At 72.4% G+C, this 14,154-nt stretch carries 13 protein-coding genes and 1 pseudogene; 10 read left to right on the top strand and 4 right to left on the bottom strand.

Annotation, left to right across the window (positions count from 1 at the left end; translation table 11 throughout):
* Window positions 1-112: 112 nt before the first annotated feature.
* From ACIPN7_RS23575 to ACIPN7_RS23560, 4 genes and pseudogenes are all read right to left on the bottom strand, one after another.
* The gene (locus tag ACIPN7_RS23575) at window positions 113-1,093 is read right to left on the bottom strand and encodes a RimK family alpha-L-glutamate ligase (protein ID WP_400548136.1); all 981 of its coding nucleotides are present in this window, start codon (window positions 1,091-1,093) and stop codon (window positions 113-115) included.
* A gap of 57 nt (window positions 1,094-1,150) precedes the next feature.
* Window positions 1,151-2,461 carry an MFS transporter gene (locus ACIPN7_RS23570; protein ID WP_400548133.1) on the bottom strand — a complete coding sequence of 437 codons (1,311 nt, stop codon included), beginning with the start codon at window positions 2,459-2,461 and terminating at the stop codon, window positions 1,151-1,153.
* A gap of 83 nt (window positions 2,462-2,544) precedes the next feature.
* A complete protein-coding gene (locus tag ACIPN7_RS23565; RefSeq protein WP_400548130.1) occupies window positions 2,545-3,012 on the bottom strand; it encodes an alpha-L-fucosidase in 468 nt (155 codons plus the stop codon).
* Window positions 3,013-3,057: 45 nt separating this feature from the next.
* Window positions 3,058-3,470: pseudogene (locus ACIPN7_RS23560) on the bottom strand (alpha-L-fucosidase); the annotation flags it as partial.
* Between the two features lie 137 nt (window positions 3,471-3,607).
* Between ACIPN7_RS23560 and ACIPN7_RS23555 the strand changes: the two are divergent.
* The 10 genes from ACIPN7_RS23555 (at window position 3,608) to glmS (ending at window position 13,901) form a co-directional block, all read left to right on the top strand.
* Entirely contained in the window at window positions 3,608-4,414 is an 807-nt protein-coding gene (locus ACIPN7_RS23555; protein ID WP_400548127.1) for an SDR family NAD(P)-dependent oxidoreductase, read from the top strand.
* A gap of 36 nt (window positions 4,415-4,450) precedes the next feature.
* On the top strand, window positions 4,451-5,302 hold the full coding sequence (locus ACIPN7_RS23550) for a fumarylacetoacetate hydrolase family protein (protein ID WP_400548124.1): 852 nt from the start codon (window positions 4,451-4,453) through the stop codon (window positions 5,300-5,302).
* A gap of 356 nt (window positions 5,303-5,658) precedes the next feature.
* A complete protein-coding gene (locus ACIPN7_RS23545) occupies window positions 5,659-6,330 on the top strand; it encodes an SGNH/GDSL hydrolase family protein (RefSeq protein ID WP_400548121.1) in 672 nt (223 codons plus the stop codon).
* A complete protein-coding gene (locus ACIPN7_RS23540; protein WP_400548119.1) occupies window positions 6,327-6,989 on the top strand; it encodes a GntR family transcriptional regulator in 663 nt (220 codons plus the stop codon). The genes ACIPN7_RS23545 and ACIPN7_RS23540 overlap by 4 nt, the downstream gene beginning before the upstream one ends.
* An 85-nt stretch (window positions 6,990-7,074) precedes the next feature.
* Window positions 7,075-8,787, top strand: a complete 1,713-nt coding sequence (locus ACIPN7_RS23535; protein ID WP_400548116.1) for a PP2C family protein-serine/threonine phosphatase — start codon at window positions 7,075-7,077, stop codon at window positions 8,785-8,787.
* A gap of 149 nt (window positions 8,788-8,936) precedes the next feature.
* Complete coding sequence (locus ACIPN7_RS23530) at window positions 8,937-9,638, top strand: helix-turn-helix transcriptional regulator (protein ID WP_400548113.1); 702 nt, start codon at window positions 8,937-8,939, stop codon at window positions 9,636-9,638.
* Between the two features lie 129 nt (window positions 9,639-9,767).
* The gene (locus ACIPN7_RS23525; RefSeq protein WP_400548110.1) at window positions 9,768-10,175 is read left to right on the top strand and encodes a VOC family protein; all 408 of its coding nucleotides are present in this window, start codon (window positions 9,768-9,770) and stop codon (window positions 10,173-10,175) included.
* Window positions 10,176-10,295: 120 nt separating this feature from the next.
* Window positions 10,296-11,555: a tyrosine--tRNA ligase gene (tyrS, locus tag ACIPN7_RS23520; protein WP_400548107.1), complete on the top strand. Its 1,260-nt coding sequence runs from the start codon at window positions 10,296-10,298 to the stop codon at window positions 11,553-11,555.
* A 197-nt stretch (window positions 11,556-11,752) separates the two neighbouring features.
* Window positions 11,753-12,016 carry a hypothetical protein gene (locus ACIPN7_RS23515; RefSeq protein ID WP_397393752.1) on the top strand — a complete coding sequence of 88 codons (264 nt, stop codon included), beginning with the start codon at window positions 11,753-11,755 and terminating at the stop codon, window positions 12,014-12,016.
* A gap of 61 nt (window positions 12,017-12,077) precedes the next feature.
* Entirely contained in the window at window positions 12,078-13,901 is a 1,824-nt protein-coding gene (gene glmS, locus ACIPN7_RS23510) for a glutamine--fructose-6-phosphate transaminase (isomerizing) (RefSeq protein ID WP_400548104.1), read from the top strand.
* Window positions 13,902-14,154: the final 253 nt, after the last annotated feature.

Genomic DNA, 14,154 nt, shown 5'->3' with positions numbered 1-14,154 from the left:
TCGCGGCGGCGCGCGGCGCTCCGGGTGCTGTGGCGCGTGTCGCCCGCGCGGGGGGGGGCCGCCCCCCCATAACCCACCCCCCCCCCCCTTACCCGCGCCCCGGAGGCGGCGGTCAGGCCTCCGGGTAGGTCTCCCGCAGCACCCGCGCCAGGTGCCGCACGATCTCCCGCGGCCCCGACTTCGCCGTGTCGCGCTCGACGTCGCTGTTGTAGTTCGTGTTGGTGTTCACGTCGTACGTCAGCACCCGGCCGTCGGCCGTCCGGATGTTCTCGATGCCCGCCACCTCGATGCCGTGCCGCTGCGTGAACGCCAGGTACTGGGCCACCACCGGGTCGTTGTAGCCCTCGCGCTCCGAGAACAGCCCCCACTCGTCGTCGGGCGCCATGGAGATGGTCGCGCCGACCGGCGGGATCGGGCGGCCCGTGACCGGGTCGACGGCGCACGCGTCGGCCGGGCAGAGCTGGAACCCGCCGCGCTCCGTGTCGCCGCGGACGGCGTAGACCATCTCGCCGCCCACGATCTCGACGCGCGTGATGCCGCCGTCGGCCGCCACGACGTACTCCTGGATCAGCGTGATGCCGTCCACGGGCTCCTCGTACTCGTCGGACCCGACGTAGTCGGCGAGGTCCTCGAACGAGTCGAACTTGCGCACGCCCAGGCCCTTGCCGCCCTGGTTGTGCTTGGTGACGAACGGCGTGGGGAAGCCCTGCGCCGCCTTGAGCACCTGGTCGCGCCCGACGGCGGCCACGGTGCGCGGGGTGTCGATGCCCGCGGCGCGCAGCGCGGTGAGCTGGTCCACCTTGCTGACCTCGAGCTCCAGCACGCGCCGACCGTTGACCGTGCGGCGGCCGTACGCCTCCAGCCAGGACAGCACGGCGCGTGAGTAGTCCTTGGACAGGCCGTGGTCGCGGGTGTGGCTGCTCGCCGAGATGCGCGACCAGAAGATCCCCTCGGGCGGCGCCTCGTCCAGGTCCAGGACGCCGTCGGTCAGCACCCACTCGACATAGTCGACGCCTTCGGCCGCGAAGGCATCGGCGAACGGGGGGAACCACTCGGGGTTCTCGTGCAGGGCATAGATCTTCGGGGCGCTCACAGGAACCTTCCGCACACATGGCTGACGGCTATGGGACCCAGCAATACTTTCACGCCGTCAGCGCAGGTCGGCTGTGTCCTGCGGCACAGCCGCCGTGGGCTCCTGCGACCCTTCCGACGCCGCGGCAGGTGCCTCCGGCGCCGCGTCGACCTGCGCGAGCGAACGCCGTGCCCCGGGGAACGCGAGGATCGCGCCCAGCACCGCGACCAGCAGCACACCGGCCAGGACCAGCAGCGCCTCCACGGAGAACTGGTCGGCCAGCGGGCCGAACACCACCATGGACAGCGGCATCGCGACAGTCATGACGATCCCGACGAAGCCGAAGACCCGGCCCTGCATCTCGGGTTCGACCCGCTCCTGGATGATCGTCAGCGCGGGGGTGTTGAGCGCCGCGAACATGATGCCGATGATCAGGCCGATGGTGAAGAACACCCACATGTTCGTGGACACCCCCAGCCCGGCGACCAGCACCCCGGTGGCCAGCACCGACCCGACCATGAGGCGCACCCGGCGCGTGATCCTGGGCCCGACCGAGGCCATGATGATGCCGCCGAGCAGCATGCCGCCGCCCCAGAACAGCTCGTTGGCGGTCAGCTTCCACACCTCGTCGCCGAACGTTCGGGTCACCATGAGCGGCGTGAGATAGCTCGGGGCGCCCACCAGGAACATCACCAGCGCGAACAGCGTGATGAGCCAGCGCACCGGGGCGTTCGCCCGGATGTACCGCACGCCGGCCGCGAGGTCGCCGAAGTAGCTGACCGGCTCGCCGGCGTCGGACCGCACCAGGCGCGGCACCGCGACCAGCGCGAGCATCCCGACGCCGAGCAGGGCGGTCACCACGTCCACGAAGAAGACGGCGACGATGTCGAACGAGGCGTAGATGACGGCGGCCAGGGCGGGCGCGAGCAGCATCATGCCCGACTGGATGGACTGGAAGAGGCCGTTGACGCGCATGAGCTGGTCGGTCGGCGTGATCTGCGGGATCATCGCGCTCACGGCCGGCGTCTGGATGCCCGCGAAGACCGAGCGCACGGCCAGCGCCGCGTAGATGACCCAGAGCGAGTCGACGCCGCTGACCATGAGCAGCGCGAGCCCGAGGGTCGCCAGGGCGATGACGGTGTCCGAGCCCATGATGAGGAACTTGCGGTGGTGCCGGTCCGCCCAGACGCCGCCGAAGATCGACACGAACGCCTGCGGCAGCATGCCGAACACGATGCTCAGCATGAGCACCGACCCGGACCGGGTCTCGATGGTCAGGTGCCACATCACCGCGTACATGACCACCATGGACCCGAACAGGGAGATGGTCTGGCCGGCGAGGAACAGCCCGACGTTGCGCTTCCAACGGGGCATGTCGACGTCGCTCATGGCTCAACCCTGCCTGACGAGAGGGCGGAGCGCCGATGCTTTTTCGTTTCCATGCCACGTCCGACGACGGGGCACGCCCGAACTCATCGCAGGAACAGCTCGACCACCGCCCCGGCGGCGTCGGGCCGCGCCGTGGGCAGGTGCAGCGTCAGGGTGCCGGGCGGCTGCCCGCCGGGCGTGGTGTTCCACGCCTTCTGGTCCGGGTCGGTGCGGGTGGTGCGCAGCTCGGAACCGTCGTGCAGCAGCTGCGCGTACCGGACCCGGTCGGCGAGCCCGCGCAGGTGCACGTGCGCGAACGGCCACGCGAACATGTGCAGGTACAGCCGGTCGGCGCGCTGCGTGAGCACGACGCCGGGCGGCAGACCGGGCACGAGGGTCTCGGCCAGCGCGGGCTCCGCGGGGCCCGCCCCGTGGACCGACCGGCCGTGCAACCGGGTCCACGTGCCGAGCGCGGCAAGCGTGGTGGCGTCGCGGGCCGGGACGGCACCGCGCCCGTCCGGGCCGATGTTGAGCAGGAGGTTGCCGCCCTTGGACACCGTGTCGACGAGCATGCGGACCAGCAGGTCCGGGTCCTTGAACCGCGTGTTGTGAAGTCGGGGTGGTGCCAGTCGATGAGCGAGTGGTACAGCCCCAGGCGCAGCCCCTCGGCGCGCACGGCCTCGGCGAGCTCCGCGACCAGGTCGCGCCCGCGCGTGCGCGCGACGGAGTAGTCGCTCACGGCGGAGTCCCACAGGGCGAAGCCGTCGTGGTGCTTGGTGGTCAGCACCACGTAGCGCATCCCGGCGTCCTTGGCGGCGCGGGCGATCGCGCGGGCGTCGAACAGGTCGGGGTCGAACACCTCGGCGTAGCGCGCGTACTGCTCGGCGGTCTGCCGCTCGTTGCTCAGCACCCATTCGTGCCGGGCGGCGGCCGAGTAGAGCCCGAAGTGCACGAACAGGCCGAACCTGGCCTCGGTGAACCAGGCCCGGTCCGGGTGCGGCGGCGGGGCGGAGTGGACCGGCTGGGACATGGGCGGAGCACTCCTCGTCGAGCGGAAGGTCCCGGAGCGGGGGAGAGGTATGACGTATCGCTCCGGTGGGCCGATCCTATCGGGTCCGATGGGTGATCTGCCCCTTCGGCCCCCGACGGATCGGTGCTATAGATTGGATGAATCGCCATCGCAGCCGCTTCCCAGGAGGAACACCCGTGACCACATCCCTTGAGTTCGACGGCGTCCGCGCCATCGTCACGGGAGGGGCGTCCGGCATCGGCGCCGCCGTCGTGACCGCACTGCTGGAGCGCGGCGCCCAGGTCGTCGCGATCGACCGCGCGTCCGACGGCGTGCCCGAGGGCGCCTCCGGCGAGGTCGCCGACGTGACCGACGACGCCGCCGTCCGCCGCGCGGTGGAGGTCGCCGCCCAGCGCCTGGGCGGCATCGACGTCGTCGTCAACAACGCCGGCATCGGCGCCCAGGGCACCGTCGCGGACAACGACGACGCCGAGTGGCTGCGCGTGCTCGACGTGAACGTGCTCGGCATCGTGCGGGTCACCCGCGCCGCCCTGCCGTACCTGCGCGCCTCGGACCACGCCGCCGTGGTCAACACCGCGTCGATCGCCTCGTGGACCGGGCTGCCGCAGCGCGCCCTGTACTCGGCCAGCAAGGGCGCCGTGCAGGCGCTCACGCTCGCGATGGCCGCCGACCACGTGCGCGAGGGCATCCGCGTGACCTGCGTGAACCCCGGCACCGTCGACACGCCCTGGGTGGGCCGGCTGCTCGACGCCGCGGCCGACCCCGAGGCCGAGCGCGCGGCCCTCGAGGCGCGCCAGCCCACGGGCCGCCTCGTGAGCCCCGAGGCCGTGGCGCACGCCGTCTGCTACCTCGCCAGCCCGCTCGCCACGGCGACCACGGGCACGGCGCTCGCGGTCGACGGCGGCATGCACGAGCTGCGCGTCCGCCCGCCCGAGCAGTCCTGACCCCACCCGCACACCCGATCCGAGAACGAGGACACGATGCACCTGCTCCGCCTGGGCCCCGTCGGCCAGGAGATCCCCGCCGTCACCTCCGACGACGTCACCTACGACCTGCGCCCGCTGACCGCCGACGTCGACGGCGCGTTCCTCGCCGCCGACGGCGTGGCGCGCACGCGGGCCGCGCTGGCGGCGGGGGAGCTGCCCGTGCTCGACGGCGCCGGCGAGCTGCGCCGCGGGGCGCCGATCGCGCGGCCGGCCGCCGTCGTCTGCATCGGGCAGAACTACGCCGCGCACGCGCGGGAGTCCGGCGCGGAACCGCCGCGGCTGCCGATCATCTTCTTCAAGCATCCCAACACCGTCGCCGGGCCGGACGACGCCGTTCCGCTGCCGCCCGGCGCCGAGAAGGTCGACTGGGAGGTGGAGCTGGCGGTCGTGATCGGCCGGCGCGCGAGCTACCTGCCGTCCGTCGAGGCCGCCCGCGACCACGTCGCGGGATACACCGTGGTGGACGACGTGAGCGAGCGGGCGTGGCAGCTCGACGACTCCCTGGGCCAGTGGTCCAAGGGCAAGTGCGGGCCGGGGTTCCTGCCCACCGGCCCGGCCCTCGTGCCGGCCGACGAGGTGGACCCGGCCGCCCTGCGGCTGCGCTCCTTCGTCAACGGGGAGCCGCGCCAGGACTCGTCGACGGCGGACATGATCTTCGACGTCGCCGCGATCGTGCACCACCTGTCGCAGTACATGGCGCTGGAGCCGGGCGACCTGATCTGCACGGGCACGCCCGAGGGCGTCGCCCTGTCGGGACGGTTCCCGTACCTGACGGACGGCGACGTGGTCACCCTGGAGATCGAGAACCTGGGCCGCCAGAACCACACCTTCACCTCCCTCTCCTGATCCGGTTCCGACGTGTCAGACGCTCAGGTCACGGGGGTGACCCGAGCGTCTGACACGTCCGCGGTCAGCTCGTGGGGAGATGCTCATCTCGCCCGCCGGGAACGTCGATCATGAAGACGTCGGGCTTCCATTGCTGCATCTCGATGACGTCCTCCTGAGGACCACCAGTACCCGGAGCTGCTGTTGGTCCACACCGGGTTGCCCGCGGTCTTCGAGCGCCCCGAGAACCCGAACCAGCCGCCGTTGAAGTCGCCGAACGACGTGTCGAACCGGTCATGGACTGCGGGTCGTGGAGGCGTTCGGGCGCCGCTGCGCCCGGTACCGTCGGACCCGTTCATCACACGAGGGAGTGCTCCATGACCAGCAGCGGTATCACCAGCGGACAGGCCGCCGAACGACTCGTCTTCGTCGGGGACTCGATCACCGACGCCGGCCGTGACCGCGCGGACACCGGGTCGCTCGGCGACGGCTACGTGAGCCTCGTCGCGGGCGACCTGCCCGGCGCCCAGGTACGCAACGTCGGCATCGGCGGCGACCGTGCCGTCGACCTGGAGGCCCGCTGGGACCGCGACGTCGCGGGCACCGCGCCCGACGTGCTCAGCGTGTACGTGGGGGTCAACGACACGTGGCGCCGCTTCGACAACGACGACCCGACGAGCGCCGAGGACTTCGAGGCCACCTACCTGCGGCTCCTGGACCGGGTGCCCGGCAGCCCGCGCCTGGTCCTCGTGGAGCCGTTCCTCCTGCCGGTGCGGCTGGAGCAGCGCGACTGGCTCGACGACCTCGCGGGCAAGCGGGAGGTCGTCGCGCGCCTCGCGGAGCAGGCGGGCGCCGCCCTCGTGCCCCTGCACTCCTTGCTCACCGCCGCCGCGGACACACTCGGCGGGACGGAGGGCGCCGTCGCCCTCGCTCCCGACGGCGTGCACCCCACGCCCGCGGGGTCGCGGATCATCGCGGACGCCTGGCTCGCGGCCTACCGCTCCGGTGCACAAACGATTGTCGATAATGCCGCGAGGCTGGGCGGATGACTGATGCGTTGAGCGGGATCTCGGGCCTCGAGCGCGGGCTGCTGTCCGACCAGATCTACGACCTGGTCAAGTCGATGATCAAGTCGTCGCAGCTCGCCCCGGGCGAGCAGCTCGTGGAGTCACAGCTGGCCCGCCGCCTGCGCGTGAGCCAGGCCCCCGTGCGCGACGCGCTCAAGCAGCTCGCGCACGAGGGCCTGGTGACGCACGTGCGGCACCAGGGCAACTTCGTGACCAAGCACTCCGACGAGGAGGCCCAGCAGGCCAAGCAGGCCCGCGTGGCGCTGGAGGCGCTCGCGGGCCGGCTGGCCTGCGGGCGGCTCACGGCCGAGACCCGGGCGCGGCTCGAGGAGGTCATCGTCGCCATGCACGGCACGGTCGACGCGCAGGACCTGCCCGCGTTCCGCGAGCTCGACTTCGGGTTCCACCGCGCCGTCATCGAGGCCAGCGGCAACACCTACCTGCCGCGCATGTGGGACATCATCGAGCCGAGCCTGCGCTCCATGCACCTGCTCGGCGACCCCGAGTTCACCGGCGACTGGCACCAGGTGGCCGACTGGCACCGCAGCCTGCTCGACGTCCTCGACGGGGGTGACGCCGACGCCGCCTCGGCGCTCTTCGAGGCGCATGCGGCAGGGACCCTGCTCGACGCCGCCGGCTGAGGCGGATGCCAGAACAAAACAGGACAAGCCAGGCTCACCCCCTCCAATGGCTAGCCCGGCGAGGCATTCTCGCTACGATTCCCATGTGAAATCGGGGTGGTTCGAAGAGGCGACGGCACGCAGCGCCGTCGGCCACGAGGCCCGGACCGTCGCGTGGGAGGCCACGCCGCTCGGTCCGCCGGACGCCTGGCCGGAGTCGCTGCGCCACGCCGTCCGGCTGTGCTTCTCGACGCGGTTCGCGGTGATGATGGTCTGGGGCCCGGACCTGACGCTGATCTACAACGACGGCTACCGGGAGATGCTTGGCACGCACAAGCACCCCGCCGCGCTGGGCGCGTCCGCCCGGGTCGTCTGGGCGGACATCTGGGACGACATCGGCCCGCTGTTCGACACCGTGCTCACCACGGGGCGGCCGACGCTCAGCCGTGACATGTACCTGCTCATGAACCGGTCGGGGTACGCCGAGGAGACCTACTTCACCTTCTCCTACAGCCCGCTGGTGGACGACGACGGCCGGGTCGTGGGCGTGCTGGACATCGCGACCGAGACCACGCGCGAGGTCGTGAACCAGCGGCGGCTGGCCGTGCTCGGCGAGGTGCACGCGGCCCTGCCCGCGACGTTCACCGACCTGCGGTCCTTCGCCCTGCCCGTGGTCGCCGTGCTGGCCGCCAGCGCGGACGTCGCGCGGGTCGCCGTCTACGCCGCGAGCGGTCCCGAGGCGGTCCTGGAGGCCGGGGACACCCGGAACCAGGGCGAGCTGCGCCTCGTGGTCCGTGCGCTCGGTTCTGGCCGGCGCCAGGTCGTCCCCGGCATGGTGGTCACGCCCGTGCGGTCCGGCCAGGGGAGCGGCGTCATCGCCGCGCTCGTCCTGCGCGGAACCATGGTGCGACCGTGGGACGCGGACTACGCCCGCTTCATGGTGGTCCTGTCGACGACGGTCGCCTCCGCGCTGCGTGACGTCGTCCGGCGCCGGGTGCACGACGACGCGCTGCGGCTGAGGGCCGTGCACTCGGAGGAGGAGCGGGCCCGGGCCACCGAGGTGTCCCTGGCGCTGCAGCAGGCCGTGCTGACCGACCCGCCGCAGATCGACGACCTGGAGGTGGTCGTGCACTATCAGCCGGCCGCGGTCGAGCGGGACATCGGGGGCGACTGGTACGACGCGTTCACGAGGCGTGACGGTGCGACCACGGTGGTGATCGGCGACGTGATCGGCCACGATCTCGACGCCGCCGTCGCGATGGGGCAGATCCGCTCCCTGGTGCGCGCCATCGGCTACGACAGCCAGGAGACGCCCGCGCGGGTGCTGGAGCGGGTCGACGCGGCGATCGACGGGCTCGCCCTCGGGAGCTCCGCGACGGCCACGGCGCTCGTGGCGTGCGTCGAGCGGCCGGTCGGACCGCCCGGGGACCAGACGCGGACGGTGCGCTGGTCCAGCGCCGGCCACCTGCCGCCGATCCTGGTCCGGGCCGACGGCACGAGCGAGATCCTCCGCGTCCGGAACGACCTGCTGCTCGGCATGGACCCGGGAGCGCCGCGCCGGGACCATGCGGTCGAGGTCCGGCCCGGCGACACGCTGGTGCTGTACACCGACGGGCTGATCGAGACGCGGTACGACCGTCTGCGGAACCGTATGGAGAAGCTTGCCAAGGTGCTCGAGGGGACCCACACCGCGGACCTGGGGACCGTGGTCGAGACGGCCCTGAGCGGCATGCTCTCGGGCACGGCCGACGACGACCTCGCGATCGTGATGGTGCGGGCCCACCTTCCCGGAGGCGGAGGCACCCCGGTCAGGCGGTGACGGGTTGCCGCAGCGTTCCAGGGGGTGCTGTGCGTGGGCCTGCGGCGTACGGCCTACGACTGTGGAGTGACGTCTCGGGGAGAGTGATCGATAATCGTTGGATTGGGAAGGAGGGGGGGTCCGGTCCCCGTGCCGCATAGGCTCGCGGGGTGAACCGGACCGACCGTCTGTACGCGATCGTGGAGGAGCTGCGGGCCGTCTCCCCGCGTCCGCGGAGCGCGTCGTGGCTGGCCGGCCGGTTCGAGGTCAGCCGGCGCACCATCGAGCGCGACATCAGCGCCCTGCAGCAGACCGGCGTGCCCGTCTGGGCCGAGCCCGGCCGCACCGGGGGCTACTGCCTCGACCGCGCCAGGACGCTGCCGCCGGTGAACTTCAGCCCCGACGAGGCGGTCGCCGTCGCCGTCGCGCTGGGCGGCCTGGCGGGGACGCCCTTCGCGGGCGCGGGCTCGACGGCGCTCCGCAAGATCCTCGCGGCCATGCGGGACGACGACGCGACCGCCGCCCACGACCTCGCCGCCCGCGTCCACCTCCTCGGGACGCCGCCGCAGGAGCCGCCCGTCCCCGCCGTCCTCACCGACGCGATCTCCGCGCGCCGCGTCCTGCGCCTGCGGTACACCGACCGTGCGGGCACCGCGACGACGCGCGACGTCGAGCCGCTCGGCTTCGTCGGGTCGTCCACGGGCTGGTACCTGCTGGCCTGGTGCCGGCTGCGTGACGAGATCCGCGCCTTCCGCCTCGACCGCGTCGACCAGGTCACGGCCACCAGCGAGCGCGCGCCCCGCCGGGTGGTCCGTCCGGAGGACGTCCAGGTGCCCGACGGCGACCTGCGCACCCTGACGCTCCTGGGCTGACCGCGCGCGTCCCGGCCCGCTTGCGGAGACACCGCCGCGGAAACACCGACACAGGGGTGTCGCCGAGCGGGCGGAGGCTGGTCGCGAGCCACGGAGAGACCGTGGCACGTGACCGGGAGGTCCACCACCATGCACCACGCCACCCTCGCCTCCGTGCGCCTCATCACCGACGACGTCGACAAGCTGACGGCCTTCTACGAACGCGTCACCGGCACCGTGGCGCAGCGGCCGTCGCCCGACTTCGCCGAGCTGCGCACCGACCGGGGCACCCTCGCCATCGGCAGCACGCGGACGGTCCAGCTCTTCGGCCCGGGCTCCGCCGCCCCGGCGGACAACCGCACGGCGATCGTCGAGTTCCTCGTCGACGACGTCGACGCGCTGTTCGCCGGCCTCGACGACACGGTCGAGACCGTGACCCCGCCGACCACCATGCCGTGGGGCAACCGGTCGTTGCTCGTCCGCGACCCCGACGGCACCCTGGTGAACCTGTTCACGCCCGTGAGCCCGGAGGCGCGGGCGCGCAACGGGATGGAATGAGGGCGAGCCCCGCGCCGCCGTCGGGCAGACTATGACGTGCGGGCCCACGACGAGCCCGCCGAGCGGTCCGCCCGGGCCGCGCACCACGAAGCAGTCCCACGAAAGCAAGGAGCACCCACGGTGACCGACATCCTCGACGAGCTGCAATGGCGAGGCCTGGTGGCACAGTCCACCGACGAGGCCGCGCTGCGTTCTGCACTGTCGGAGGGCACCGTGGACTATTACGTGGGCTTCGACCCCACGGCCCCGTCGCTGCACATCGGCAACCTCGTGCAGATCCTCACCGCACGCAGGCTGCAGGACGCCGGCCACCGGCCCTACCTGCTGGTCGGCGGCGCGACGGGCCTCATCGGCGACCCCCGCGACTCGGGCGAGCGCACGCTCAACTCGCCCGAGGTGGTCGCCGGCTGGGTGGAGCGCATCCGCGCCCAGATCGAGCCGCACCTGTCCTTCGAGGGCGACAACGCCGCGAGCATGGTGAACAACCTCGACTGGACCGCCCCGATGTCCGCGATCGAGTTCCTGCGCGACATCGGCAAGCACTTCCGGATGGGCACCATGCTGTCCAAGGACATCGTGGCCCGGCGGCTCGCCTCGGACGAGGGCATCAGCTTCACCGAGTTCAGCTACCAGGTGCTGCAGGGCATGGACTACCGCGAGCTCTACCGGCGGCACGGCATCACCCTGCAGCTCGGTGGCAACGACCAGTGGGGCAACCTGCTGGCCGGCGTCGAGCTGATCCGCAAGGCCGAGGGCGTGAGCGCGCACGCGCTCACCACGCCGCTCATCACCAAGGCGGACGGGACCAAGTTCGGCAAGTCCGAGGGCGGCTCGATCTGGCTCGACCCGGAGATGACCAGCCCCTACGCCTTCTACCAGTTCTGGCTCAACCAGGCCGACGCCGACGTCGTGAACTACCTCAGGGTGTTCACGTTCCGCTCCCGCGAGGAGATCGCGGAGCTCGAGCGCGAGGTGGCCGACCGGCCGTTCGCGCGCGAGGCCCAGAAGGCGCTCGCGGGCGACGTGACCACGCTGGTGCACGGCGCCGGCGCGACGGAGGCGGTCATCGCGGCGAGCCAGGCGCTGTTCGGTCGCGGCTCGCTCGACGACCTCGACGCCCGGACGCTCGCGGGCGCGGTGGCCGAGCTGCCGCGCGTGACGGCCAAGGCCGGCGACCTGGTCGCCGACCTGCTGGTGGGCTCGGGGCTCGTGGCGTCCAAGGGTGCCGCGCGCCGCGCGATCGCCGAGGGTGGCGCCTACGTGAACAACGTGAAGGTGACGTCGGACGACGCCGCGCTCGCCGGCGAGGACCTGCTCCACGGGCGGTACGCGGTGCTGCGCCGGGGCAAGAAGACCCTGGCGGTCGCCGCCTCGGAGTGACCTCCTGACCGACGGCCCACCCGGCCTCTTCACCGGCACTGCCGGTGCACGACGGCGGCCGCCCGCTCACCAGCGGGCGGCCGCCGTCTCGTCTGCCCGGACACTTTTCGCCCGCCTGACCCGTCAGGGAGCCAGCTCTTGCCCGATTCCGGGCAAGAAGTTGTCGTTCGCTACCCGGATGGGCGATGCTCGGCGGCATGACGACGTCACCTGATCTCGTCGCCCAGGTGGCGGCGACCACCGGGCTCACGCCCGCCGAGGCGGCGCGCGTGGTCGGCGACGTCGTCGCGTACTTCGCCGAACCGGTGGAGGACGTCGTCCGGCGCCGGCACGCCGAGCTGAAGACCCACGGCGCGAAGAACCCCGAGATCTTCGCGCTCATCGCCACCGAGCTCGAGCAGCGGGTCGTCGCGGCGCCGCGGCTCAGCGAGCGGCAGCTGCGCCGGATGATCTACGGCTGAGCAGGCGCCTCCCGCGGGCCGCACCGCCCGCCCCCTCCGTCCCTCCTGAAGGAGCACCATCATGTGTGGAATCGTCGGTTACGTCGGCGGCCAGAACGCCGCCCCCCTGCTCGTCGAGGCCCTCGGCCGGCTGGAGCACCGGGGGTACGACTCGGCCGGCGTCGCCGTCGTCGGTTCCCAGCTCAAGGTCACCAAGCGCGCCGGCCGGGTCCGCGACCTGGCCGAGGTGCTGCCCAAGCGGATGACGGGACGTGTGGGGATCGGCCACACCCGGTGGGCGACGCACGGCCCCGCGACCGACGTGAACGCCCACCCGCACACGGACGCGACCGGCACGGTGGCGGTGGTGCACAACGGCATCATCGACAACGCCGCCGCCCTGCGCGCCCGCCTCACCGACCAGGGCGTGGAGCTCGCGAGCGACACCGACACGGAGGTGTTCGCCCACCTCGTCGCCCTGTCGGCCGCGGACACGCTGGAGGGCAAGGTGATCGATGCGCTGGACGCCGTGGAGGGCACCTACGGGCTCGCCGTCGTGCACGCGGACTTCCCGGACCGGGTGGTGGTGGCGCGCAACGGCAGCCCGCTGCTGGTCGGCGTGGGGGAGAAGGAGATGTTCGTGGCCTCCGACCTGGCCGCGCTCGTGCGCCACACCACCACGGTGGCGCACCTGGCCGACGGCGAGCTGGCCACTGTCACGGCGGCGGGCTTCACCACCTTCCGCCGGGACCTGACGCGCACGCAGACGACGGCGCGCGAGGTCGACGTCGACCCCAGCGCCTACGAGCACGGCCAGATCGACGGCCGCCCGCGCATGTACACCGAGATGCTGGAGCAGCCGGCCAGCGTGGAGCGCGCCCTGCGCGGCCGGCTGGACGAGCGGTTCGCGACCGCGCACCTGGGTGGGCTCGAGATGGACGCCCGCGCGCTGCGCGCCGTGCGCCGCGTCAAGATCCTGGGCTGCGGCTCGGCGTACTACGTGGGACAGATGGGCGCGTCCCTGGTCGAGGAGCTGGCTCGCGTCCCCGCCGACGCCGAGGCCGCGAGCGAGTTCCGCTACCGCGACCCCGTCATCGAGCCCGACACCCTCTACGTCGCGGTGAGCCAGTCCGGCGAGACGATCGACACGTTGCTCGCGGTCGAGGAGATCCGCCGCAAGGGCGGCCGCGTCATCGGCCTGGTCAACGTCGTCGGCTCCGCGATCGCCCGGGCCTGCGACGGCGGGATCTACCTGCACGCGGGACCCGAGATCGCGGTCGCCTCCACCAAGGCGCTCACCACGATGTTCGTGGGCTTCGCCCTGCTGGCCCTCCAGCTCGGGCGGGTGCGCGACCTCTCGGTCGCGGACGGGCGCCGCCTCGTGGCCGGGCTGCAGAGCCTGCCGGCCCAGATCGAGCAGGTGCTCGACGGCGAGGAGCGGATCGCGCAGGCCGCGAAGGCGCTCGCCACGGCCGAGAGCCTGTTCTTCGTGGGCCGCGTCCGGGGATACCCGGTGGCGCGGGAGGGCGCGCAGAAGTTCAAGGAGATCAGCTACCGGCACGCGGAGGCGTACCAGATGTCCGAGCTGAAGCACGGTCCGCTGGCGCTCATCTCGCCCGAGGTCCCGACGGTCGCGATCGTGCCGGACGACGAGCTGACCGACCGGAACGTGGCCGCCCTGCACGAGATCGCCGCGCGCGGCGGCCCCCTCGTCGTCGTCACGCACCCCGGTGTGGACCTGGGCGAGCTGAAGGCGGAGCGGATCGACGTACCGCGCAACGAGCGGGAGCTGGACCCGCTGCTCCTGACCGTGCCGCTGCAGCTGCTGGCGTACCACGCGGCGCTCTCCCTCGGGCACGACGTGGACAAGCCGCGGAACCTGGCGAAGTCCGTCACCGTGGAGTGACGCGCGTGCGGGCGCCCGATCCGCCGCCGGTGACGGCGGCGAGTCGGGCGCCGCGCACCACCGCGCACGTCGGGCGCACGCTGATTTTGCGTGGACAGGGATCGCTGTGTACTGTTCCCGTTGTTCGCCCGGCAGGGAGGTACGGACAGGAAGCGCGAAGAGCGTGACTGGCCGGTCCCGGGGCGGAAACCACCTCAAGATCTCAGGGGGCCTCGTGCGCTCTGGAACGGGGGTGGGCTTGCCGGACAGGCGC

The sequence above is a fragment of the Promicromonospora sp. NPDC090134 genome (assembly GCF_044746965.1).
In the GTDB taxonomy this organism is placed as follows: Bacteria; Actinomycetota; Actinomycetes; order Actinomycetales; family Cellulomonadaceae; genus Promicromonospora.
The sequence above is the reverse complement of the archived record's forward strand: the minus strand, read 5'-3'. Positions and strand labels throughout refer to the sequence as shown.